At 58.8% G+C, this 22,832-nt stretch carries 21 protein-coding genes and 1 tRNA gene; 12 read left to right on the top strand and 10 right to left on the bottom strand.

Annotated features, from left to right (window positions below):
- Nucleotides 1-26 precede the first annotated feature (26 nt).
- Both C3B54_RS05115 and C3B54_RS05110 read left to right on the top strand, forming a co-directional pair.
- On the top strand, nt 27-821 hold the full coding sequence (locus C3B54_RS05115) for an ABC transporter ATP-binding protein (RefSeq protein ID WP_104913538.1): 795 nt from the start codon (nt 27-29) through the stop codon (nt 819-821).
- Nucleotides 822-857: 36 nt separating this feature from the next.
- The gene (locus C3B54_RS05110) at nt 858-1,109 is read left to right on the top strand and encodes a type B 50S ribosomal protein L31 (RefSeq protein WP_104913537.1); all 252 of its coding nucleotides are present in this window, start codon (nt 858-860) and stop codon (nt 1,107-1,109) included.
- A gap of 64 nt (nt 1,110-1,173) precedes the next feature.
- Here C3B54_RS05110 and C3B54_RS05105 read toward each other — a convergent pair whose 3' ends face one another.
- The 5 genes from C3B54_RS05105 to C3B54_RS05085 form a co-directional block, all read right to left on the bottom strand.
- Nucleotides 1,174-1,869 carry an exonuclease domain-containing protein gene (locus tag C3B54_RS05105; protein WP_104913536.1) on the bottom strand — a complete coding sequence of 232 codons (696 nt, stop codon included), beginning with the start codon at nt 1,867-1,869 and terminating at the stop codon, nt 1,174-1,176.
- A 38-nt stretch (nt 1,870-1,907) separates the two neighbouring features.
- Nucleotides 1,908-3,608 (bottom strand): maltose alpha-D-glucosyltransferase, encoded by a 1,701-nt coding sequence (gene treS / locus C3B54_RS05100; protein WP_104913535.1) that lies wholly within the window; start codon nt 3,606-3,608, stop codon nt 1,908-1,910.
- Between the two features lie 61 nt (nt 3,609-3,669).
- Nucleotides 3,670-4,131, bottom strand: coding sequence for a YbaK/EbsC family protein (locus C3B54_RS05095; RefSeq protein WP_104913534.1), 462 nt, complete (start codon nt 4,129-4,131; stop codon nt 3,670-3,672).
- Nucleotides 4,131-4,763, bottom strand: a complete 633-nt coding sequence (locus C3B54_RS05090) for a histidine phosphatase family protein (protein WP_104913533.1) — start codon at nt 4,761-4,763, stop codon at nt 4,131-4,133. The genes C3B54_RS05095 and C3B54_RS05090 overlap by 1 nt, the downstream gene beginning before the upstream one ends.
- 35 nt (nt 4,764-4,798) lie before the next feature.
- Complete coding sequence (locus C3B54_RS05085) at nt 4,799-5,665, bottom strand: Sir2 family NAD-dependent protein deacetylase (protein ID WP_104913532.1); 867 nt, start codon at nt 5,663-5,665, stop codon at nt 4,799-4,801.
- A gap of 102 nt (nt 5,666-5,767) precedes the next feature.
- Between C3B54_RS05085 and C3B54_RS05080 the strand changes: the two genes are divergently transcribed.
- Nucleotides 5,768-6,592, top strand: a complete 825-nt coding sequence (locus tag C3B54_RS05080; protein ID WP_245867803.1) for a TrmH family RNA methyltransferase — start codon at nt 5,768-5,770, stop codon at nt 6,590-6,592.
- 38 nt (nt 6,593-6,630) lie between these two features.
- Here the strand turns inward: C3B54_RS05080 and C3B54_RS05075 are convergent, their stop codons facing one another.
- The 4 genes from C3B54_RS05075 to C3B54_RS05060 all read right to left on the bottom strand — a co-directional run bounded on the left by C3B54_RS05075 (nt 6,631) and on the right by C3B54_RS05060 (nt 12,628).
- Nucleotides 6,631-10,056, bottom strand: a complete 3,426-nt coding sequence (locus tag C3B54_RS05075; RefSeq protein WP_104913531.1) for an error-prone DNA polymerase — start codon at nt 10,054-10,056, stop codon at nt 6,631-6,633.
- Entirely contained in the window at nt 10,056-11,648 is a 1,593-nt protein-coding gene (locus C3B54_RS05070) for a DNA polymerase Y family protein (protein WP_158665549.1), read from the bottom strand. Before C3B54_RS05070 ends, C3B54_RS05075 begins: the two co-directional genes overlap by 1 nt.
- Before the next feature lie 4 nt (nt 11,649-11,652).
- Nucleotides 11,653-12,465 carry a hypothetical protein gene (locus tag C3B54_RS05065; protein ID WP_104913529.1) on the bottom strand — a complete coding sequence of 271 codons (813 nt, stop codon included), beginning with the start codon at nt 12,463-12,465 and terminating at the stop codon, nt 11,653-11,655.
- Between the two features lie 74 nt (nt 12,466-12,539).
- Nucleotides 12,540-12,628: transfer RNA gene (locus tag C3B54_RS05060), tRNA-Leu, on the bottom strand.
- 129 nt (nt 12,629-12,757) lie between these two features.
- On the opposite strand from C3B54_RS05060, the gene C3B54_RS05055 reads away from it, so the two are divergent.
- Nucleotides 12,758-13,612, top strand: a complete 855-nt coding sequence (locus tag C3B54_RS05055) for an undecaprenyl-diphosphate phosphatase (RefSeq protein ID WP_104914281.1) — start codon at nt 12,758-12,760, stop codon at nt 13,610-13,612.
- A 14-nt stretch (nt 13,613-13,626) separates the two neighbouring features.
- On the opposite strand, the gene C3B54_RS05050 is transcribed toward C3B54_RS05055, so the two are convergent.
- On the bottom strand, nt 13,627-14,496 hold the full coding sequence (locus tag C3B54_RS05050; protein WP_104913528.1) for a proteasome assembly chaperone family protein: 870 nt from the start codon (nt 14,494-14,496) through the stop codon (nt 13,627-13,629).
- Nucleotides 14,497-14,592: 96 nt separating this feature from the next.
- Between C3B54_RS05050 and C3B54_RS05045 the strand changes: the two genes are divergently transcribed.
- The 8 genes from C3B54_RS05045 (at nt 14,593) to C3B54_RS05010 (ending at nt 22,830) form a co-directional block, all read left to right on the top strand.
- Nucleotides 14,593-15,273 carry an HAD family hydrolase gene (locus C3B54_RS05045; protein ID WP_104914280.1) on the top strand — a complete coding sequence of 227 codons (681 nt, stop codon included), beginning with the start codon at nt 14,593-14,595 and terminating at the stop codon, nt 15,271-15,273.
- A complete protein-coding gene (locus C3B54_RS05040; protein ID WP_104913527.1) occupies nt 15,270-16,316 on the top strand; it encodes a tRNA (adenine-N1)-methyltransferase in 1,047 nt (348 codons plus the stop codon). The genes C3B54_RS05045 and C3B54_RS05040 overlap by 4 nt, the downstream gene beginning before the upstream one ends.
- Nucleotides 16,317-16,323: 7 nt before the next feature.
- Nucleotides 16,324-17,310, top strand: coding sequence for an FKBP-type peptidyl-prolyl cis-trans isomerase (locus tag C3B54_RS05035; protein WP_104913526.1), 987 nt, complete (start codon nt 16,324-16,326; stop codon nt 17,308-17,310).
- Nucleotides 17,311-17,378: 68 nt separating this feature from the next.
- The gene (locus tag C3B54_RS05030; RefSeq protein ID WP_104913525.1) at nt 17,379-18,362 is read left to right on the top strand and encodes a helix-turn-helix transcriptional regulator; all 984 of its coding nucleotides are present in this window, start codon (nt 17,379-17,381) and stop codon (nt 18,360-18,362) included.
- A complete protein-coding gene (locus C3B54_RS05025) occupies nt 18,352-19,344 on the top strand; it encodes a helix-turn-helix transcriptional regulator (RefSeq protein WP_104913524.1) in 993 nt (330 codons plus the stop codon). The genes C3B54_RS05030 and C3B54_RS05025 overlap by 11 nt, the downstream gene beginning before the upstream one ends.
- Before the next feature lie 60 nt (nt 19,345-19,404).
- Nucleotides 19,405-19,602: a twin-arginine translocase TatA/TatE family subunit gene (gene tatA / locus C3B54_RS05020; protein ID WP_104913523.1), complete on the top strand. Its 198-nt coding sequence runs from the start codon at nt 19,405-19,407 to the stop codon at nt 19,600-19,602.
- A gap of 2 nt (nt 19,603-19,604) precedes the next feature.
- Entirely contained in the window at nt 19,605-20,402 is a 798-nt protein-coding gene (gene tatC, locus C3B54_RS05015) for a twin-arginine translocase subunit TatC (protein ID WP_245867801.1), read from the top strand.
- A complete protein-coding gene (locus C3B54_RS05010) occupies nt 20,395-22,830 on the top strand; it encodes a DEAD/DEAH box helicase (protein ID WP_104913521.1) in 2,436 nt (811 codons plus the stop codon). Before tatC ends, C3B54_RS05010 begins: the two co-directional genes overlap by 8 nt.
- The last annotated feature ends 2 nt before the right edge of the window (nt 22,831-22,832 follow it).

The following is a 22,832-nucleotide window of genomic DNA, read 5'->3' as shown; positions in this document are numbered from 1 at the left end:
GGAACGCGTCGACTACGCTTGGGGTAATGACCATTGTTGCCAGCATGCGCGCCCTCGGTGTAGTCCGCGACCACAAGAATCTGTTGGCCGACATCGACTGGGACATTGACTCTTCAGAGCGTTGGGTTGTGTTGGGACCAAACGGGGCCGGTAAAACGACGCTTTTGACTTTGCTGGCCTCTCTGATGCACCCCACGTCGGGTGATCTGACCGTATTGGGAGAGCAGGTTGGCCACACTGACGTGTTTGAACTGCGCCCCCGAGTGGGTTTTGCCTCAAGTGCGATGGCAGCCCGCATACCGCAAAACGAATCGGTTTTGGATGCCGTGCTCACCGCGGCTCACGCCGTCACCGGCCGCTGGAACGAGGACTACGACGACATCGACACCCGCAGGGCCCACCGGGTGTTGGGGGAGTGGAATCTTGAACACCTCGCAACCCGTACCGTGGGCACACTGTCGGACGGTGAGAAAAAGCGCGTCCAGATTGCCCGCTCAGTGATGACCGATCCGGAGCTATTGTTGCTCGATGAGCCAGCCGGAAGCCTCGATTTGGGCGGCCGTGAGGATGTGATTGAACTTCTCGATCGTTTCGCTGCGTGGGAAGAGGCACCGGCAATGGTGATGGTCACCCACCACGTTGAAGAAATCCCTGCAGCGTTCACCCACGCACTACTGTTGAAGGATGGCGAAATCTTTGACCACGGTCCGCTCGAAGAAACCCTGACTAGCCAAAACCTTTCGGAACTTTTCGATCGCGAACTTCTTATCGAGCGCCATCAGGGTCGATTTAGTGCGAAAGCTAGCCCAAAGAGCTGGTAGACTAGGCGGTTGGTATCCACGAGTGAGGAATCTGTAATGAAGGCTGACATCCACCCCGCGTATCACCCGGTCGTCTTTCGCGACCTCACTTCGGGAGAATCTTTCCTCACCCGCTCCACTGCGGTCAGTGACAAGACGGTTGAGTGGGAAGACGGCAACTCGTATCCCGTGATTGACGTCGAAATTTCCTCTGCCTCGCACCCGTTCTACACCGGAAAGCAGCGCATCCTCGACTCAGCCGGACGCGTCGAGAAGTTCAACCAGCGCTTCAAAGGATTCGGCGCGTAGCGAGTTCTCTCCCTCGGGCCTGGAGTTAGGCCCGCATCATTCTTGTGCCCTGGGCTCCCGCGCCCTAGTGGAGTCCGTTGTCCAGCGGCCAGGCCCCACTTAAACCACGCGCAGGCCTGCCCTGGTTCTCCAAGTAGCGCCTAAAGTTCTCCGCCCACGAATACGCCCAATCAATTTGTTGGTCGTGTAGAGCCAGCACGTCGGAGAGTTGGTCCGGGAACCGAGAAACCAAGCCTTTTGTCACTAAGCCGGTGGTGAGAGCATCACCCTCGGCATTGTGGGCGGCAGGATTGGCCACTCCGTAATGGGCCGCCACAGCGTCTAGAGTTCGCTTTCCTTTGCGATAAGGGTCCAGGGCACGATCGATCACCAACGGATCAATCACCGGTTTGGGGTCTCCCACAGGCTCCACTCCATAACGAAGAGCCTCCCGGTAGCACAGGGACAGGTCATAACTGGCGTTATAGACAACCAGGGGAATGCCGTGGGCCGTCAGCTCGCGCAACTGCGCGACGACTTCGGCCACCACCTCAGCAGCGGGGCGGCCCTCTTCTTGGGCCCGTTGGGTCGACACACCGTGAACGGCCGTGGCCGCAGGGGGAATCACTATTCCTGGATCAGCCAACCAGCTGTGAGATTCCTGCAGGGCCCCATCTGGTCCCATCAGCCCGATGAACGCCGTGACGATGCGATCGTCCCGGGTGGACAGGCCGGTGGTTTCGGTATCAAACACCGCGAGATGATCTGACCAGTGCGACATCAGACCAGACTAACCACTCTGTGTTCCCGTAAGGAGAGTTATTCGACTTGGAGCCAGTAGAAACCTTGACTACCGAGGGTGAGTGTGACCTGAGCGTTCTCACCGACTCCGGGGAAAGTGTTTCCACCAAAAACGTCCCGCAGTCTGGCACCCGCGTGACGCGGGTCCAAAGTAATCGTTGTCGTCGTGGGGTGGTGCGCAAACGAAAACACGCACAACATCACCTGTGGGCGCTCCCCAGGTTGGCATTGGTCTTCTGACATGGTGCGTACAAACGCCAACACCGACTCGTTAGGCGTGGAGGCCATCTCTAGAGCCCCTATCCCCAACACCGGGTGGGCGCGCCGGACGTGAATAATTTGGCGCACAAAGTGCAAGAACGAGCGCGACTGAGCAAGCGCGGTTTCGACATTGACCGAGCTGTAGTGGTATCCCAAAGATTGGATTACCGGCAGGCAGAGTTTGCCCGGATCAGCGGTCGAAAAACCGGCATTTCGGTCTGGAGTCCACTGCATGGGCGTGCGGGAGGCATCTCGGTCGTGTAACCAAATGTTGTCTCCCATGGCAATCTCGTCGCCGTAATACAAAAACGGTGCCCCCGGCAGCGAGAGCAATAGAGCGTGGGCGAGTTCCAACTCGTGGCGAGAGTTATCGAGCAGTGTGGCCAGTCGACGACGAATCCCGACATTGATGCGCATCCGAGGGTCGTAGGCGTACCAGCCGTAGAGGGCTTGGCGCTCTTCGTCGGTCACCATTTCGAGGCTTAACTCGTCGTGGTTTCGAAGAAACACCCCCCACGCAGCGCTGTCAGGAATTTCTGTCGCCTCCGAGAGGACTTCAACTAAAGAGGACACCTGTTGGGAGCGAAGAGCGTAAAAAACCCGAGGCATGACGGGGAAGTCAAAAGCCATGTGGCATTCCGGATCGTCAGCTGTTCCAAAATATTCAGCCACCACATGGGGTTGCTGATTGGCTTCGGCGATGAGGACCTTACCCGGGTATTCGTCATCGAGGAGTGCACGCAGCGAGCGAATAAATTCGTGGGTTTCTGGCTCCGATTCGCCCACACCCTCATCCGACTCGTAGAGGTAGGGCACAGCGTCCAGGCGGAAACCATCCACCCCCATATCCAGCCAGTAGCGCGCCACATCGAAAATCTCTTGTTGGACCGCAGGATTTCCGTAGTTCAGGTCGGGCTGGTGGGAAAAGAACCGGTGAAAGTAAAACTGGCGACGCTCCGAATCAAAGGCCCAGTTGGATTCTTCAGTGTCACTGAAAATAATGCGGATATCGGGCCACAGCTCATCAGTGTCTGACCACACGTAATAGTCCCCGTAGGGGCCATGAGGCTCAGTCCGGGACTTATGGAACCATTCGTGCTGGTCTGAGGTGTGGTTCACCACCAGGTCAATCACAATGCGCATATTGCGCTGATGAGCCTGGGTCACCAGCTCCCGAAAATCGTCCAGTGTGCCGTATTCGGGTAACACTGTGCGGTAGTCGGCCACGTCGTAGCCGCCATCCAACAGGGGGGAGGCGTAAAAGGGTGGCAACCAAAGGGCATCCACGCCCAGCCATTCGAGGTAGTCAAGTTTTGAAATGAGGCCTTGGAAGTCGCCCACACCGTCGCCGTCAGAGTCCGCAAACGAGCGCACCATCACTTCGTAGAAAATGGCGCGGCGGTACCACTGCGGGTCGTGTTGAAGACCCGGTTGCCCAAACGGCACAGTAAAACTCACCCATTCCTCCAGAACTATTCGCGGTGCGGGCTTTCCCCTAAGACCCTAAAAGCCTAGAGGGTTAGACGACACTGACAATCTCGGCCGCGGTGAGTTCCTGCAGGCGTGCCGGTGTGATCGGAAAGACCGATTGGGCAGACCCCGCAGCGGCCCACACGGTCTCTAGTCGGAAGAAATCTTCGTCCATGACGGTGCGAAGGGGTGTGGGGTGACCAAAAGGAGGAACGCCTCCAATCGACCAACCGGTATGAGCTTTGACAGCGCGTGCGTCGGCTTGAGCCACAACACATCCCAGCCGGGCTCCAAGAGCCTCAGCGTTCACCCGGTTTGGCCCAGAGGCCAGCACGAGCAGTGGCTCATCTTGGGCCATGAACAGCAAAGATTTCACGATGGCCTCGACTGGTGCACCTACCGCAGCAGCTGCCTCGGCCGCCGTATGGGTGGATTGATCCATGTGCGACACCACAAGATCGAGATCTGCGGTGGCAGCCTGAAAACGCTCCAAGCCACTCGGCTTGGCCATTAGCTTGCGCGCTCCCTCGCTTCGCTCGGGTTTTGCTCCACAAAGTCTTCTGAGGCAAGCGTCCTGGCGACGACCTCCATCGGATCATCAAACTGAATCAGACTGACGCCCTGGGTCGAGTGGGCGAAGCTGTGAACCGAACAATTCCTGATCGGTTCTTTGTACTCGCCAGGTGCCGCGTAATCAACAACACTCCTGATCACACCACCATGGGTCACCACAATGATGTCGGCGTGAGGGTGGCGAATCGCAAGATCGCCCAGTGCCCGGGTGACGCGCTTTTGAACGTCTTCTCGCTCTTCTCGGCCCGGAACGGGTGCGTCACCGGGGAAGCGGGCGTCCAGATCCTCCCTGGTCGCCCCTTCCGCTTCACCGTAATGGCGCTCGACCAAAGCCGGCAAAGGAAGCGGCATGGGCATCTGCAAGCGTCGGGCAATAATCGTTGCCGTTTCCATGGCCCGTGAAAGAGGGCTGGCGACAATGAGGTCAAAGCGGTGACGAGAGAGCACACCGCCCACTTTGAGCGCTTGGGCGCGACCGGTGTCGTTTAGCGGAATGTCGCTCGAGCCTTGGATGCGGTGAATACGGTTCCACTCGGTTTCACCGTGGCGCACCATGAAAAAACGGCTCATCACACTCCTAGGCTGTGAGCAGACGTGAAGTCTGACTACGCAATCGAGTCGCCCACGGCCTGACGAAGGGCACTTAGCGACTCTGAGGTTCCGCCCTCAATCCTAACGGTCGCAACCTGGTCAGCGCGTGTAGGACCCCGATTGATCACCACAATGGGCAATCGGCGTTTCTTGGCTTGGCTCACTAACCGCATTCCGGTGTTCACCACGAGGGAAGAACCCGCCACGACGAGCGCACCCGACTGGGCCAACAGGGCTTGGGCGTGGCGAAAAACGGAACCGGGAACGAACTCGCCGAAAAATACGACCTCAGGCTTGAGGACTCCTTTGCACAAATCGCAACGCGGGACTACGAAGTCGATTCCTTCGGGCACTTCCACATCGCCATCCGGGCGGATTAAGTTTTCATCAACCGCGTCAATGAAGCCGGGGTTGTCCTGGGAAATTTGTGTCTCAATGGCACTGCGGGCGTAAGACTGCCCACAGTCCATACAACGAACCCGGTCCAGCCGGCCGTGCAGATCGACCACTCTTTTGGATCCTGCGTCATGGTGAAGCCCGTCAACGTTCTGCGTGACTACACCGGTGGCCATTCCGCGCTCTTCTAAATCAGCGATGGCAAGATGTCCCTCGTTGGGCCGCGCATGATGAAACCTCATCCACCCGAGGTGGGCTCCCATCCAGTAGCGACGCCTGCGGGCCTCTGAGCCCATGAATTCGTTGAATGTCATGGGGTGGTTTTTCGGTGCACCCTCCCCGCGATAGTCAGGGATGCCTGAATCTGTGCTGATTCCCGCCCCCGTGAGTATGCACAGTGGACGCCCGCGAATGACCTCCGCTGCGTACTCAATGGTGTGCCCGGTGGGAGGAACTACGCTCGATAGCGGAGCCAATAGTGACATCCACTCTCCTTCAACGTTCCGAGCTAACCAAAAGTTCCTAGGCTTGAGGGTACGGTGCGAATCTTACAAACATGTTTCGCCCCGCTGAGAGGAGTGTGGCCGGTGTTGTTAGTTGATGCGCCAGAAGCTGATCCGCAACTGGTCGCTGATTACCGGGATCTGACCGATTCGGCTCTGAGGCGACTTCAAGAGCCTCGTAGGGGGCTCTACATTGCTGAGTCCTTGACCATCCTGGGCAGGGCCCTCGATGCAGGCCACCAACCCCGGTCGGTGCTGACCAGCGATAAATGGCTACCCCAGCTCACAGCGTTGCTGCAACAACACGGCGCACCCGAGGACTTGCCGGTGTTGAGGGCATCAGATGAATGGTTAGAGTCGCTCACCGGTTTTCATGTTCACCGGGGCACCCTGGCGAGCATGAACCGACCCGCAACGCCAACACCGGACGAGCTACTCGCTACCGCACAGCGGATCGTGATTTTGGAAGACATTGTCGATCACACCAATGTGGGGGCGTTGTTTCGCTCGGTAGCGGCAATGGGTGCAGACGCGGTGATTGTGAGCGAGCGTTGCGCCGACCCCCTCTACCGAAGAAGCGTGCGGGTGAGTATGGGAACTGTCCTTCAAGTTCCCTGGACGAGAGCCGATTGGGGCGACATCATCGGCGCATGTCGCGATGGCGGTTTTGACGTCGTGGGGCTTGGCCTGGGGGAGGATGCTGTCGATTTCGACGAGTACGCGCCCAAGGCCCCGAAGAAGGTGGCGCTGGTGTTGGGCAGTGAAGGGCCGGGGCTCAGCCCTGAAGCTCTTGCTGATTGCGACGTAGTGGCCCGTATTCCCATGTCTCACGGGGTGGATTCGCTGAACGTGGCAGCGGCGGGTGCGGTCGCGTTACACGCCCTTCGACGCACCACAACGCGTCCCTAAAAGAGGAAAAGCAGGGGTGCTGTGGTGTGAAAGGCCTTTCACTGGAAGTTTCTAGCCCGCACAGCACTGCCCACTGCGAGTTGGGACACCCCATCGGCCACCACAGAGATCACCCCTTCGCCGCTCCGCTGCAGGCTGCCGCGCACAATGAGGCCACCACTGTGTCGAAGGATGAGCCGATAACGCTTCCACAGTCCCGGTGAACACACCACGTTAACAAGCCCCCACTCGTCTTCAAGGTTTAAAAACGTCACCCCACCAGCAGTGGAGGGACGCTGGCGGTGGGTGACTAGACCCGCCAGCCACACCCGGCGAGTGGTGTCGTGGGTGCGTAAATCCACGCTGGAAGACACACCCTGATCGCGCAACCACCCACGCAGGTGAGCAAGGGGGTGATCGCCCGGAGAAATACCGGTGGAATGCCGGTCGGCATTCATCAACTCCATGTCACTCATCGGCGCGAAAAGTGGTGTGTCTATCTGATGGTGGGTGCCCTCTAAATATTCTGGCTTTGCGGTAGAAGCTGATCCGGAAAGCCACAGTGCTTCTCGGCGGTTAACCCCTAAGTCGTCCAGTGCTCCCGCCTCGGAGAGGGCTTCAAGCTGTTTTTCGCGAAGCCCCACTCGGCGAGAGAGGTCATAAATATCCCCAAAAGGGCCACTTTTCTCGCGCTCGAGCACAATGGCTTCTGCCGTCTCGTGACCGATGCCGTCGATGGTGGCCAGTCCGCTGCGCACCGCCCAGTGCCCATCTCGGCGATGGTCTGCACTGTCATCCACAGCGTGTGGGTCGAACTCACCGGGGGGTTCTTGGTCAAAAATGAGGCAGCGATCTAAGCCGGTGGGTGCTGTGGGAGATTCGGGGGTGAGTGCTTCGAGTTCGGCGGTTGCCGCTGAGCGTTGCACGCAGGGTCGTCGCACCTCAACGCCGTGTCGCTCAGCGTCTGAGACCAGTGTGGCGGGGGAGTAGAACCCCATCGGCCAAGCCCTCAACATTCCGGTGAGGTAGCAGGCGGGATAGTGGAGTTTTAACCACGAACTGGAATACACCAGGAGGGCAAAGCTCAACGAGTGGCTTTCGGCAAAACCAAACCCGGCGAATGCCTGAATCATGCGATAAATGCGTTCAGCGTTTTCTGCCGAAATACCGTTATCGGCCATTCCGGCAAAAAGTGTTTCGCGCACCGATTCAATTTTTTCCAAACCACGCTTTGACCCCATGGCCCGGCGCAACACATCGGCGTCTTCCGCGGTGCACCCACCAATCGCCATCGCCATTTGCATGATTTGTTCTTGAAAGACGGGCACACCCAGGGTGCGCTCTAGTGGTCCTTCCAGTTTGGGGTGGAGGTAACTGACGTCCTCTAACCCCGCTTTTCGGCGCACAAAAGGGTGTACGGCGCCACCTTGGATGGGACCCGGTCGAATCATGGCAATCTGAATAGCCAGGTCATAAAACCGCCTCGGTTGAAGCCTTGGAAGTAGCGACATTTGCGCGCGGGATTCGACTTGGAATATTCCAATCGAATCGGCCCGACACAGCATGTCGTAGACCCCGGGTTCATCCCGGGGCAGTGTGGCAAGCTCCCACTCTTCACCCACCACGTCTCGAGCGAGGGTGAGGGTGTGTTGGATGGCTTCCAAAATTCCTAGTCCCAGGAGGTCAAATTTGACCAACCCCATCCATTCACAGTCATCTTTATCCCACTGCAGCACGGTGCGCTTATCCATCCGGGCGTGCTCAATGGGGACAACTTCACCGATGGGACGATCGGTGAGCACCATGCCACCCGGATGGATTCCCAAGTGACGAGGGAGCGTGAGTGCTTCTTTGGCTAACTGCACGACCGGTTCGGGTAGTCGTGAACTATCTGATTCGCTCAGTGCCCCACGGCGTTCGATGTCTTTGGCAAAAGCGTCTTGTTGGCCGGGGCTGTAGCCCAGCGCCCGAGCCATGTCGCGCACGGCACCCTTTGCTCGATATTCGATCACTGTGGCGACGAGCGCCGCGTTGTGGCGACCGTAGCGCTGGTAGACGTATTGGATGACTTCTTCGCGGCGGTGTGATTCAAAGTCCACGTCAATATCGGGCTCTTCGTCGCGCAGGGTGGAGAGAAAACGCTCGAAGGGCAGTCGGTAGTGGATGGCATCCACTGCGGTGATATCTAACAGGTAACACACCGCCGAATTGGCCGCCGAGCCGCGCCCCTGGCAGAGAATTCCTCGCGCCCTGGCCCATTGAACAATGTCGTGGACGATGAGAAAGTAACCGGCGAAACCTTTGGACTCAATGACGTCGAGTTCTCGCTCCACTCGAGCCATCACCGCAGCATCCGCATCCGGGTAGCGCCTGGGGATGGCCTCCGTGATGAGTTGGCGAAGGTAACTATCCGAGCTGTGCCCATCAGGGACCATCGAGAGGGGCAGTTGGGGGGCCACTTTTTTGAGTGAAAAAGCCAGTTCCCTACCTAATTGACCTGCGGCGTGCACAACACCCGGATAACGCCTAAAACGCTCCAGTTGTTGTGCCCCGGAGCGCAGAAAACTTGTGGGTGCTGGGGGCAGGTGGGCGCGCATTTGATCGAGAGAGCGCCTGGAGCGCACTGCGGCCATCGCTTGGGCGAGGCGGTGTTCGCGAATGGTGGCGTAGTGCACCACCCCACTGGCGATAGTGCGTAACCCGCGGTCCCTCGCGAGGTCGTAGAGGATGTCGTTGTGCAGCGAATCGAGGGGTTGTTGAAAATCAAATAACTCCACAACAACAGAATCTGAACCAAACCGCGCTACCAGTTCGTCTAATGCTCCCGCAGCAGCGTCAACCTGGCCGGTAGATGGGCTGCCAGAGCCCTGCAGCGGCCCACGAACGAGGCCTTTTCGACAGCCGGTAAGAATGACCCAATCGTCTGCTGCTTGTTCGGCGAGTTGATCGAGGTCATAGTCTGCTTCGCCTTTTTCCCCGGAAGATAAATGTGAGTCGGTCAACGCAGAAGCCAGCCGGTGGTAGCCCTCAGGGCCGCGGGCGAGCACTAAAAAGTGAGGCCCTGGTGGGTCGGCCCACTCGGTGCGCTGTGTGCGCGGCGCAAGAGAAAGCTCGGCACCAAACACTGTGGGTATCTGGTGTGCCTGTGCCGCTTCGGCAAATCGCACAATGCCGTAGAGGCCATCGTGGTCAGTAATGCCCACAGCGGACAGGCGTAATCGGGCTGCTTCAGCAACGAGGCTTTCGGGGGAGGACACCCCGTCGAGAAAACTGAAACTGCTGTGAACGTGCAGCTCGGCATAGTCCACCCAGTCTTCATCGGGTGGACTTTCTTGTTCGGGGGGCTGATAGGGGGCCCTGTGGTGTGACCATGCCGGTGAATCGCCAGGTCCCGCACCCAATGGTGGGGAACTTCCGGGACGAGTCGCTTCACGCAGTAACTGTTCATATTCCGACCACGGCAGGGGAGGGTTATGCCACTGCATCAGTCATACCTCGCCTCAATCTGCCAGTGGCCGCCTGTCTGGTCTTGGCTGACAAGCCAGCCCACACCCTGCTGATCGAGCAGTTGGAGTCGGTAACGACAGCGCGAGTGTGCAGGATCCCACCAGCGCTCCAGCACGGGCCAGGGGCCAGCCCAGGCCACAACGTCACGCGTGTTAGTGCCCGAGAGCATCTGGCTGGGAAGGCCACCGAGCGCCGAACCCTCAGCGTCAAGACTCAGTGGCTGACCCCACTGGTCGTGTAACAACACGGGCTGTGGGGGCTGAAACACGGTGGCCGGTAGTGGTTTAGGAAGTTCTGCCACAAAGGCTTCTGTGCGCTCCTGTTGACTCGAAGTGGCGTATTCATCAAAGGAGTCCGCTATGCCCCAGGGAATGATCTGTTCGCGTTCGTCAAAACTGTGCCCAGGGCGTAGGACACCGTGACCAACCGACTGATGCCCCAGCCGGGATTGCACGTGAGCAATTGCGTGTTCAATGCGGGCGTCAGCGTCGCCACCACCCCATAACCCCGGTTCGTGGCCAAAGAGACGCTCTGGCGAGAGGGCCTGAAAAGTGACTTCCTGAATGCCGCCTTCCTGGTATTCCTCGGCACTTTCTCGGGCAATAGATTCCCACTGCCAGCGCACACGATTAACCACATCGGCCGCATCAAAAAACCGCGGATGAGACCACACCTGGGAGTGAGTGACACCACGGTCATCCACCAGGCTGATGGACACGCTGGTGCACACCACGTGCGAGGCCACTAGTGCGCGCAAAAAATCTTCCACGGTGCCACGCAGTGCAAAACTTAACGCGTCGGAGCGTGCCAGTGGAGTATCGCCTTTCCAGGTGCGATCAGTGCTGGCAGGAATGTCACTCGGGGACGTCGTTCGGGGGTCAACTCCTCGGGCGCAGGAGTGCAGGAGTGTTGCCTCCAGCCCAAAACGGTCCTGCACGTGAAGAGGATCTAGCGCGGCAAAGTCCGCTAATTGGGTGAGGCCCAGTTTTGTGAGCGTGGCCGCAAGTCGAGGGTTTTCAAGGGTTGACAGGGGCAGTGGGCCAAGGAAATCGGCGTCACCTCCCGGGTCAATGACACACACTGGCGTGCTGTCGGTGGTGGCGTAGCGCGTGGCCACAGTGGCGGCAAAGAGAGTGTCAGCGACGGCTACTCGAGCAGAAACTCGACCTGCCTCGGCTTCCACCGCGTCAAGCAGTTGTGTCCCTGCGTGATGTTCTGACCCGTAGTAGCGAGCCAGGCCAGAAGATTTCATGACGATCAGTCCGGGTTCGATGACGGACACTTGGGCAACTGTGTCGTGAAGCCCAGAGAGCACCTGATTCCATAACCGCCAATCTCTGCCCGGTTGTGATGCCAGCACAGCCAGTTGGGGGCAGCTGACTTGGGCGTCTCTTACGCGCTGCCCTACCGACACCCCCTGTGCTCGTGCCTCTGGCGAACAGTGAGCGATGACCCCGCGTGCGCTAATGGCGACGGGTTGATTGTCAGCAAGGTGCAGACTCTCATCGGCTCGGGCGGCCACAATCGGCCAATCGGGGACACAGAGCACCATGACGCGTGAAGACCTCACGTGGCTACCCCGCAGCTTTCTCCACCACACTCACCGCGTGATCCAGCAGAGGCTCGTGCTGCGCAGCGCTACTGCGGTGAGGCTCTACACCTGTGCCAATCTGTCGGATTGTGGCGCGGTGTTGACTCTCGATGCCGCGGCTGGAGATACACAAGTCGATGTAGCGCGGCCTGGTTTCTCGGCGGTGTTGGTGGCTGAGTGTGATGTGCTGTTGGGAAAGTAGACCAAAACCGTGCCCTAAGCCTTCCCAGCTGCGCTGTGTGACGGAGATTCGCCCTTCGCTACCCGGCCAGGTGGCGCGAATGAGAAGCGTGGCTCCACGCTCTCTAAGCCTTGCCTGAAACCGATCACGCTGGCTCTGTGGAGGGAGCGCGCCTGAGGGGCTTAGCACCACGAGAGGCAGTGCATCGGCCAGGGTGCTCATGACAGAGAAACCGCTGCTGCCAGGCTGTGGAACCAGAACGAGCCGTTCGAGGTTGACTCCCGCATCGGCAGCAGCCTGAAGGCCTAAATGGGCCATGCCCACAAGGGCAATCCAATGCCCTGCCTGACTGGGGCCTGCCAAAAGGCTCCACAACAGTGAGCGTCCTTCGGAAATTTCATAGACCACACCGCGGCGCAGGCCACCGTCAGGAAACAGCTTGTCGACACCCACTGCACTGGGAAACACGGGTTGGTCTACTGGGGGTGATTCCATGTGTCGAATGTGTTGGCGCAAAGCCTCAACCTGCTCGCGACGAATACGCGCGGTGGGATGCAGAGTGAGGGGAGACACAGAGCCATGTTCGAACATTTGTTCGATTATGTCAATGTCCACTGACAGGGCGCTGCGTGGAGTTATCCCCAGAAACAGTCAGGGGTCCCACACTGTGTGTGAGACCCCATGAATTCTGGTGCGCGAGGGGGGACTTGAACCCCCACGCCCTTAGTCGGGCACTAGCACCTCAAGCTAGCGCGTCTGCCAATTCCGCCACCCGCGCAAAGCACACCGAATCCGATGACCGAGAAGACACTACCACTAAACCCGCCGGGCAAACCGGGGTCAAGATCATCGGTCGGGCTTGTCGCACGCAGTAGCGTGGAGGGGTCAATCAATGGAGGGCAACCCGGTGACCATTTTCGAAGCCATCATTTTGGGTATCCTCCAAGGTCTCACCGAATTTCTCCCCATTTCTTCCAGCGCGCACCTACGCATCGCCGGCGAGTTTCTTCCGGGCGCCAGTGATCCAGGAGCCACCTTTACCGCCATCACGCAAATCGGTACCGAAATTGCGGTGCTGATCTATTTTTGGCGCGACATTCGACACATTCTTGGCGCCTGGTTTCGACACCTCTGGCGACCCAAGACAACCCTCGCCGCCATGGACCCCGAAGGGCGCCAGGCCGTGCGCATGGGTTGGCTGATCATCGTGGGAACAATCCCCATTGTCATCGTCGGTTACACCGCACAATCGGCCATCCGAGACGTATTTCGCTCGCTGTGGCTTGTCGCCACCGTCCTGATCCTGTTCGGACTGGTCTTGTGGGCAGCGGACTACTTCGGGCGTCGAACGAGAACTCTCGAACACTTGACTACCGGCCACGGCATCGCCTACGGCCTCGCCCAAACTCTCGCCCTCATTCCCGGTGTGTCCCGCTCAGGAGCCACCATTTCCATGGGGCGAGCGCTCGGTTACACCCGAGTAGACGCCACACGTTACGCCTTCTTATTGGCGATACCGGCAGTGTTTGGTAGTGGATTTTACGAACTGCGCACCGCGTTATTTGACCCGGTAGCTGCCGGCCCCATCGACCTGCTGGCGACATTTGTGGCCACACTCACTGCAGGAGTTGTCGGATTTGTGGTGATTGCGTGGCTGATGCGCTACCTGACCACACACAGCTTTCTTCCCTTTGTGATCTACCGGGTGGCATTGGGAACCGGGCTGCTGATCCTGCTGGGAACAGGGGTAATCGAAGGCTAAATCGCCGCAGGAATTTAGCCTTCGCCTCCGGCGACGCCACCTGGCCAGTCAGGACGCTTATTGAGGTAGCGCTCAAATTCTTTGGCAATCGCGTCACCACTTGCCTCGGGCGATTCGACCGTGTCGCGCTGCTTTTCCAACTGGTGGATGTAGGCGAGCATGTCGTCGTCCTCAGCGGCTAAAGAGTCGATGTTTTCTTCCCAGACTTCCGCCTGCTCCAGCAATGAACCGCGAGGGATGTCGATTCCGGTGAGTTCGTGCAGGCGATCCAAAATCGCGAGTGTTGCTTTGGGTGACGGAGAAGTGTGCACATAGTGGGGAACTTGCGCCCACAGGTTCATCACCGCAATACCGGACTCTTGGGCCTGCAAGCCCAACACGCTCAAAATTCCCACCGGACCCTCGTAGCTGGATCGCTCCACATCCAAGGCTTCACGAATTTCCTGATCCTCACTGGAAGAGAGCATGCGCACGGGGCGGGAATGGGGCACGTCGGCCAGCATCGCACCACACAGCACCATTTGGTCAACATCCTGAGAGAGGGCTTGGAGGACCATCTGGTCGGCCAGTTGTCGCCACATTCGAGACGGCTCGGCACCGAGGATCACAAAAGGCCCTTCACCGTCACCTTCGTGACGGTCAGGCCCGAACAGCGTGATGTCTGGCCATGAGATCACCCGTGAACCGTCAGATTCAATCTGCACAAACGGCCTCGTGACCTGGTAGTCAAAATAGGCTTCGTCGCTAATGACCTCGTAGGGCACCAAGCCGAAGTGTTCGACCACCATGCGCAGTGCGGAAGTGGCGGCTTCACCCGCATCACTCCAGCCCTCGGTCGCGACCAAGAGTGTGTGGGGAGGTTCGAAAATGGGTCGCTCAGTCATACCCCCCCAACCTACCCCCGAAACGACAGGCGTCGCTGATTGTTCAATCACACGGCCACCACCAGGAGTGGGGGAGGGCCAGTAGGCTTGGTGACCATGATGAGACGCGTAAATGCTGGCCTTTTTGACATGGACGGCACCCTCATCGATAGTGAGCCCTACTGGCTTGAAGCCGAAATCGAGTTGGTGAAATCATTCGGTGGACACTGGACCCACGAACAAGGCCTCACGTTGGTAGGCAGTGGCCTCTGGGACAGTGCCACAGCGCTCCAACACGCTGGAGTGGATCTCGACCAGGCCGAAATTATTGACCGGTTGAGCGCGAGTGTGCGCACTCGGCTGGAGGAACACATCCCCTGGCGGCCCGGTGCCCGGGAAATGATTGGCCACCTGTTGGATCATGGCCTGCCCACGGCGCTAGTCACCATGTCTTATCGCAAGAACGCGTTGACCATTTCTCGTGCAATGAGCGCAGAATTGGGCCGCGAAGCGTTCGCCTTTGTTGTGGCAGGTGACGATGTGGAACAGCCCAAGCCAAACCCGGAGGCGTATTTAACGGCGGCTGAAGCCCTCGGAGTCGACGTCAATCATTCGGTGGCGTTTGAAGATTCCGTTTTTGGTGCGGCAGCCGCCTACTCATCGGGTGCGCTCACCATCGGAATACCCCTGCACATCGATATTCCTGACGCCTACATGCACAGCCGTTGGGAAACCATGGAACACAAAACGTTGGACGACATCGACAACGAGTGGCACCGCCGTGAGGGCTCTGCGTGAGCACTGAGGCATTACTCGCATCCGGTGACACGGTTCGTCTCACCGACCCCAAAGGTCGACACCACACTTTCGTGTTGGAATCCGGCGGGCGTTTTCACTCGCACAAAGGCTCGGTGGCACACGACGCCCTCATTGGCCTTCCCGAGGGCAGCGTGGTCACCACAGAACAGGGTGTCGAATATTTGGTGATGCGACCCCTCTTGGAAGACTACGTACTGTCAATGCCCCGCGGGGCAGCCATTATTTACCCCAAAGACGCGACCCAAATCCTTCAACGTGCCGATATTCACCCCGGCCAGACTGTTCTAGAAGCAGGTTTGGGCTCCGGGGCGCTTAGCCTCTGGCTACACCGTGTGTTGGGACCCAAGGGAACACTGATTTCAGTGGATCGGCGCGAAGATTTTGCCGACATCGCCAGAGGCAACGTGGAAACGTATTACCGCGGCTCACCTCCTGCCACCTGGGATATCCGGCTGGGTGATCTCAACGACGTCCTCGCCGATCAACCCGATCACTCAATCGATCGAATCATTCTTGACATGTTGGCGCCATGGGAATGCCTCGAACAAAGCCTGCGCACGCTTGTACCCGGGGGAGTGATCGTCTGCTACGTCGCCACGGTCACCCAACTCTCCAGAGTGATGGAAGCGTTGCGCGATACCGGGCGAACGACCGAACCAGAAGCAGCAGAAACCCTTCAACGCCCCTGGCATGTGGAGGGCCTTGCGGTGCGACCAGAGCACCGAATGATTGGCCACACTGCGTTTCTTTGCTGGGCGCGCAGCCTCGCCCCCGGAGCAACCCTCCCGGTGCGACCGGGAAAGAAAGTCAAACCCGACTACCTCGATGAAGATGTCGAAGCCTGGACCCCCGGGGCTGTTGCCCAACGCACCGAAACGGCCAAAAAAATTCGTCAACTTACGAGGGAAAGTCAGGCGCGCGCCGAAAAAGCTCGCCGAAATGCACCCGAGGTTCGCCCTGCCGACGATCCACCCACAAGCCCACACTCCGACGCTGGCGTCTCGTCAGCCGGGCTAGAATAGAGGTCTCATGACAAGAATTACTGGGCTGTCGCTTGCCATTACAGGTCTCATCGGAATAGGTGTCGTTGCAGGAGGATTCTCCGTTGCCTCCGCGGGCGATCCCGGTTGCGAGCCACTTGCCCTCTCCGGCAAAGCGTCCAGTTTGGTCGATGTTGAAGACGCCGAGACCGAGGGCAGCGCCCCAGTGGCCGTATTTCCCACCCCGCTCGTTACCAAGGGGCAGGAAGTTTCTCGAACAATTGCTGGCGAAGGCCAGGCTGCACTCACCGGTTCAGCCGTCGACTTCCACGTCGCCGCCTATCTCGGTTCCGATGGACAGTTTTTGACCGCCAGCAGCTTTGTGGACCAAGAGGCGGTTCGCCGGGTCGTTGACCCGGAAAGCGAAGACTTTTTTGCGAGGTCTTTGCAGTGCGCGAAAGCCGGTGACCGCCTTGTTGTGACCGACACGGTCGAAAACGTGTTCGGGCCTATCCCCGAAGATGAGCTGGTCCAAAACGACTCCACGGTTGTTGTGGTCGTGGACATTGTGCAGACCTACCTAGATCGGGCCGACGGCCGCCAACAGCCCGCCGAATCCGGTTCACCCATGATCGTCACCCACCCAGAGGGTTTCCACGGTGTGACACTCCCCATGGGCGCACCCCCGGAGGATCTCCAGGTACACACCGTGAAAAAAGGTGTCGGAGCACCTCTTGACAGTGGTGATACCGCCGTTGTCCACTTCACCGGGGTGGTCTGGGAAACCCGGCAAATGTTTTCCTCCAGCTTCGATCAGCAGACCCCTCTGGACATTGTGCTGGTCGACGGATCTACCGAAGGAGCCGTCGAAGGAGTTATCAGCGGGATCTACGAGGGCCTCTTAGGCCAAACAGTGGGATCTCAGGTCGCTATTGTCGTTCCGCCCAGTGCCGGCTACGCCGAAGGTGCTGGTCCTGCAGGTGTACCGGATGGGGCCACCCTGGTGTACGTCTTCGACATCCTGGGAACCCGCTAGAGTCCTGGTCTTTTCCCCCACGGCGAGCGAAGCAACCCCGTTACATTCCGGGTGCGTAGGATGTGGCCGTGACCGCGCCCACGATTAGACCAGAAGATCGACTCTTCCATCTGATCTTGGCGTTGATGGCGACCAGCCAAGGTCTGTCAAAAGACCACATTCTCACCACTGTGCGCGGATATCGGGAAGATGTCGAAGCGGGTGTCCAACGTGCCACCATCGAGCGTCGCTTTGAGCGCGATAAGGACACCGTGCGGGAGTTGGGAATACCGCTGGAGACCTATATTCCTGCCGAAGACGAAGGCAACAACAAGAGCACCCTCTATCGCATCCCCAAAGCCGATTACGACTCGCCCCAGGGATGGCAACTAGATGCTCAAGACATTCGACTGCTGAACACTGCCGCAGCGGTCTGGCGTGAGGGGAGCCTCTCGGTAGAAGCCCGTCTCACGCACACGAAACTGGCCAGCTACGGAGTCTCTGTGGACGAGCCCTTGGTCGGGTTTTTGCCGATGATCACTGCACGAGACCCCGCCTTAGACGCCCTCAGGCGCGCCGTGGCCGAGGGTTGCCAGGTGCGCTTTGACTATCTAAAGCCCGGTATGAGTCAGCCCACCACCCGAACCGTGTCACCGCTGTCCATCGTGCTGCACGAGAACCGTTGGCACCTGATCAGCCTCGAAGAGCCTGATGCCACCGAGCGCACCTTCCTCCTGCGACGCATTGTGTCGCCCATTAAGGCAGTGGATGCACCCGCTAGAGGCGCAGCCCCCGGGCAAATTGACTCAATCACCGCAGAGCTTGACGAACTGTTTTGGTCTAAGACTGCCCGCGTGCAAGTCACACCGGGCAGTGTCGCTGCCCTGGAGTTGGCTCATCGCCCCGGCAGCACCGTAGAAGGCGACACCGTCGTGGTGCATTTCACCGATGCGGTTGCCCTGGGGGTTGAGCTTGCCGGATACGGGCCCGACATTCGGTCTATCGAACCTGATGCCGTACGAGTGGCTCACCGTGATGCGTTGAACACCGTGGTGGTCGAACATGGCCAATAGCACCTCACACCCGACCGGGGAAAACCTTGTCCTATTTCTCGCACTGGTCCCTTTCGTGATGGACCGTGGGGAAGTGAGCATTGCCGAGGCCGCCGCACAGTTTGGCCGAAGTGAAAAGGACATCAAAAAAGCGGTCGAGTTAATAGCGTGTGCGGGAATTCCAGGAGACTCCTCCGCCTACCTGCACGCTGATTTGTTCGATATCGACTGGGATGCGCTAGAACACGACTCCGTCATTCGTTTCGAAAACACCATCGTGATTGACCAGCAACCACGGTTTTCTCCCCGCGAACTGGCCGCACTTATCGCCGGGTTGCAATATTTGGCCGCCCATCCGCGTTACGGCGAGCGCAGCGACGTCCAATCCTTATTGGCCAAACTGCGCACGCTGACAGGAAGTGACGCGGGGGACACACTGGTGGTGAAATCAGCCCCCATTGATTCCACGAGGGATCTGCTCGACCAGGCAATTGGTGCCGGCACCCAGGTGAGCTTTGACTATTTGACTTCCTCGGGGGAGGCGACGAAACGCAGTGTCGACCCCATCACCCTCGAAGCGCGGGATAACACCTGGTACCTGCGGGCCTGGTGTCACAGCCGTGAAGCGCTTCGGGTGTTTCGCTTGGACCGAATGGGTCAGGTGGAGGCCCTGTCCGCACCGATTGGGGAGCACCCGGATGTAAGCCAACCGGAATCGTGGCAGATTTTTGATCCGTCTTCGGCTGACCTCCAGGTGGTTATTGAATGTGATCCCCACGCCCTCGCACTGATTGCCGAATATCTTGACCGTCACAACCCGCCCGAAAAAGAGGGCGACGTGTTCGTGGCCACGATTCCTTTTGCCCACGAAAACGCTCTCGTGCGATTTGTCTGCTCCCACCCTGGGGTGGTGCGGGTGCGTGGCCCGGAATCGGCAAAGGCGGCTGTACGGGACTTTGCCACACGCGCTTTGCACGCCTCCGAAACCTCCGGAGATGCTTAAGCCCCCGGTGTTACACTCCAGACGTATTGAATCTTTAGTGACGCGAAGAAGGAGCAGGTAATGGGTGGCAATTTGGGGGGCTGGACTGGCCTCATTGTGTTGGTCCTCATTATTTTACTTTTCGGCGCACCTAAGCTTCCCGCCCTCGCACGCAGCCTCGGGCAGTCAATGAAAATTTTCAAATCTGAGGTCAAGGCCGAACCTGCCCAGGATGACAAGGCTGCAGCTTCCGACGAGCAGGAACTTCCGAAGAACTAACCGTGGCCAGATCCGATGGGGCCAGGATGTCCCTCGCGGAACACCTGGTTGAGCTTCGCAAACGCCTCCTGGTCAGCGCGGTGGCGATCATTCTCGCCGGAGTGGCGGGGTGGTTTTTAGCCGACCTTGTCTGGGCAGCCTTGTCGGAGCCGGTATTGGAAATTGCCGAAGAGCGCGACCGCAACGCCGAAATTAACTACACGAGCGTCAGCGAAGCGTTTGACACCAAAATCGCCATCGCTCTGACCCTTGGCATAGTGCTGTCGGCCCCGGTCTGGCTCTACCAAATTTGGGCCTATTTCGTGCCAGCCCTGGTGGCCAAAGAAAAAAAGGTGGTTTTGGGTTTTCTTGCCGCCGCCGTCCCACTGTTCTTTGCCGGAGTGTTTACCGGGTGGATGGTGCTGCCCAACATCGTGATTTTGTTGACCGGATTCGCACCCGAACAGTCCGCAACGCTTCTCACTGCACGGGTGTATTTGGACTTCGCGTTGAAGCTTGTGGTGGCAATCGGCGTCGGTTTTGTTCTCCCTGTATTTCTGGTGGTCTTAAACGTTCTCGGGGTCTTGAGTGCCCAGGCGATCATCAAGGGCTGGCGGATTGCCATCGTGCTGATTGCCCTGTTCACCGCGATCGCCACCCCCGCGGCGGACGTCATGTCAATGATTTTGCTCGCCATCCCGATGATTGTGTTGTACTACTTGGCAGCGGGAATCACGTGGCTCCACGACCGCCGGGCAGCGAAAAAAACGGCCCGCTTGGAGAGCGACGCACTGGCTGAGACAGGCAGCGACGTTGGCTGAGCCATCGTCGGCGAAGCTTTCTCCCGCCGAGCGTTACCGCGCAGCCACCAAGCGCACCCATTCCCCGGGACTTTCGGCTTACCGTGAGACCCTCGCGTTCGACTTGGACCCGTTCCAGGTCGCATCCTGCGAATCGGTCGAAGCCGGCCGCGGTGTCCTCGTTGCCGCACCGACAGGGGCGGGGAAGACTGCTGTCGCAGAGTTTGCCATTTTTTTGGCCCTGCAGACCACCGAAGCCAAAGTGTTTTACACGACCCCGATGAAGGCGCTGTCCAACCAGAAATACACCGAACTGGTCGAAGTGTACGGGGCGTCACAGATTGGTCTACTCACCGGCGACACCAGCATTAACCCACACGCCCGTGTGGTCATTATGACCACCGAGGTACTGCGCAACATGCTCTACGCCCACAGTGAGCTTTTAGAGCATTTGGCGTACGTGGTGATGGACGAAGTGCACTACCTCGCTGATCGCTTCCGTGGGGCTGTCTGGGAAGAGGTGATCATTCACCTGCCCGATACCGTCCAACTCATTTCCTTGAGCGCAACGGTGTCAAACGCCGAAGAATTTGGTGAATGGTTGCACACCGTGCGAGGCGACACCGACATTGTCGTCAGTGAGGAACGGCCCGTTCCGCTCTACCAGCACATGCTGGTGGGGGAGCGGATGGTGCCCCTTTTTCGCAGCGACCAACTGGGGGTCACCCCCAAAGTAAACCCCGAAATCGTTCAACTGGTGCACACGCTCCAACGAAACCAGGGCGGACGCTACGCCCAGCCGCGCGGAGCACGCCGTGGCCGTGGCGGGCGGCGATACGACAACACCGCCTCGCCAAAAGTCTCCAGTGCAAAAGTCATTCGACTGTTGGAAAGCGAAGACCTGCTTCCCGCCATTTTCTTCGTGTTTTCGAGAGTGGGGTGCAACAAGGCCGTCCAAGCAGCACTTGACCGCGGCGTCGACCTGACCAGCCCGGAAGAAAAGGCGGCCATTCTCGACCTCGTCGAGGAACGATGCGAACGTCTTGACGAAGAAGACCTCGGTGTATTGGGCTACCACGCCTGGGTGGATGGGCTACTGCGCGGGGTGGCAGCCCATCACGCAGGGCTCTTGCCAGTATTCAAAGAAGTGGTCGAAGAAGCGTTTCGGCGGAAATTACTGCGCGTAGTCTTCGCCACGGAAACCCTGGCATTAGGCATCAACATGCCTGCGCGCACTGTCGTGTTGGAGAAGCTTGAAAAGTTTGATGGTGAATCGAAAAAGCCGATTACCGCGGGGGAGTACACTCAGTTAACGGGGCGGGCCGGTAGAAGGCGGATCGACACACAAGGCCATTCGGTCATCACCTGGCGGCCGGGGATGAACCCTGAACAGGTCGCCCAGTTGGCTTCTAAGCGCTCCTACCCACTGCGCTCCAGTTTCCGCCCGACATACAACATGGCCGTGAACTTGATTGCCCAATTCGGGCACGAACCGACCCGCACCATTTTGGAAAGTTCTTTCGCCCAATTCCAAGCCGACCGCCACGTGGTGGAAATGGCCAAGAACGTTCGGCGCAACGAGGAATCGTTAGCCGGTTATGAAGAAGCAATCACCTGTGATCGGGGCGATTTTCGCGACTACGCGGCGCTTCGACGAAACCTCTCAGACCGGGAAAAAGCGCTCCGGCGCACCTCCGACGACTCCGAACGCAGCGAAATAGATTCGCTGCGTGTTGAGCTCAAAAAACACCCCTGTCACCATTGCCCAGACCGAGAATCGCATGCCCGGTGGGCGGAGCGTTGGTGGCGGCTTCAACGAGAAACCGACAAAATTCGGCGACAAATTGAGCAGCGCACTGGAGCCATCAGCGTCGTATTCGACCGGGTAGTCGGCGTGTTGGAAGAGCTGGACTACCTGCGCCCTGGCGACGGTGACTACACGCTCAGTGTCCACGGTGAGCGCCTGAGAAGAATCTATGGTGAACGCGACCTACTCACGGCTGAGGCGCTGCGCCGCCAGCTGTGGTCGGAGTTGGACCCTGCCAGTTTGGCTGCGATGGTCTCCGTCCTGGTGCACGAAGGCCGCGCAGACGAAATGCCCCCCAAACCCTCAGAGTTACCCCCGGGGCCTTTTCGGGCGGCCCTGAAGGACACTGAAGAGTTGTGGGAGCGCTTAGACATTGTGGAGCGCAGGCACCACCTAAGCGGGCCTTATCCGCTTTCAGCCCACCGAGCCTGGGCCATGTGGGAGTGGGCATCGGGAGCGGACCTCGCGGCAGTAATCGGTGACGACGATGTCGCAGTCGGCGACTTTGTTCGACTGTGTAAACAAGTGGTCGATGTGCTGGACCACATCGAACAGGTCGATGACGGTCCTGTAGGTAAGCGGGCGCGAGAAGCCAAAGCGCAAGTGTTCCGGGGGATCGTGGCCCTCAGCAGCCTTGTCTAGGC

The sequence above is a fragment of the Pontimonas salivibrio genome (assembly GCF_002950575.1).
Lineage (GTDB): Bacteria > Actinomycetota > Actinomycetes > Actinomycetales > Microbacteriaceae > Pontimonas > Pontimonas salivibrio.
Note: the sequence above shows the minus strand (reverse complement) of the source record. Positions and strands in the feature narration are given on the sequence as shown.

Coding starts and splice junctions, on each gene's coding strand:
- C3B54_RS05050 (WP_104913528.1), bottom strand. CDS start 14,496: ATGACTGAGCGACCCATTTTCGAACCTCCCCACACACTCTTGGTCGCG.
- C3B54_RS05090 (WP_104913533.1), bottom strand. CDS start 4,763: ATGAGCCGTTTTTTCATGGTGCGCCACGGTGAAACCGAGTGGAACCGT.
- C3B54_RS05105 (WP_104913536.1), bottom strand. CDS start 1,869: ATGTCGCACTGGTCAGATCATCTCGCGGTGTTTGATACCGAAACCACC.
- C3B54_RS05115 (WP_104913538.1), top strand. CDS start 27: ATGACCATTGTTGCCAGCATGCGCGCCCTCGGTGTAGTCCGCGACCAC.
- C3B54_RS05110 (WP_104913537.1), top strand. CDS start 858: ATGAAGGCTGACATCCACCCCGCGTATCACCCGGTCGTCTTTCGCGAC.
- C3B54_RS05045 (WP_104914280.1), top strand. CDS start 14,593: ATGATGAGACGCGTAAATGCTGGCCTTTTTGACATGGACGGCACCCTC.
- C3B54_RS05025 (WP_104913524.1), top strand. CDS start 18,352: ATGGCCAATAGCACCTCACACCCGACCGGGGAAAACCTTGTCCTATTT.
- C3B54_RS05035 (WP_104913526.1), top strand. CDS start 16,324: ATGACAAGAATTACTGGGCTGTCGCTTGCCATTACAGGTCTCATCGGA.
- C3B54_RS05095 (WP_104913534.1), bottom strand. CDS start 4,131: ATGGCCAAGCCGAGTGGCTTGGAGCGTTTTCAGGCTGCCACCGCAGAT.
- C3B54_RS05075 (WP_104913531.1), bottom strand. CDS start 10,056: ATGCAGTGGCATAACCCTCCCCTGCCGTGGTCGGAATATGAACAGTTA.
- tatA (WP_104913523.1), top strand. CDS start 19,405: ATGGGTGGCAATTTGGGGGGCTGGACTGGCCTCATTGTGTTGGTCCTC.
- C3B54_RS05085 (WP_104913532.1), bottom strand. CDS start 5,665: ATGTCACTATTGGCTCCGCTATCGAGCGTAGTTCCTCCCACCGGGCAC.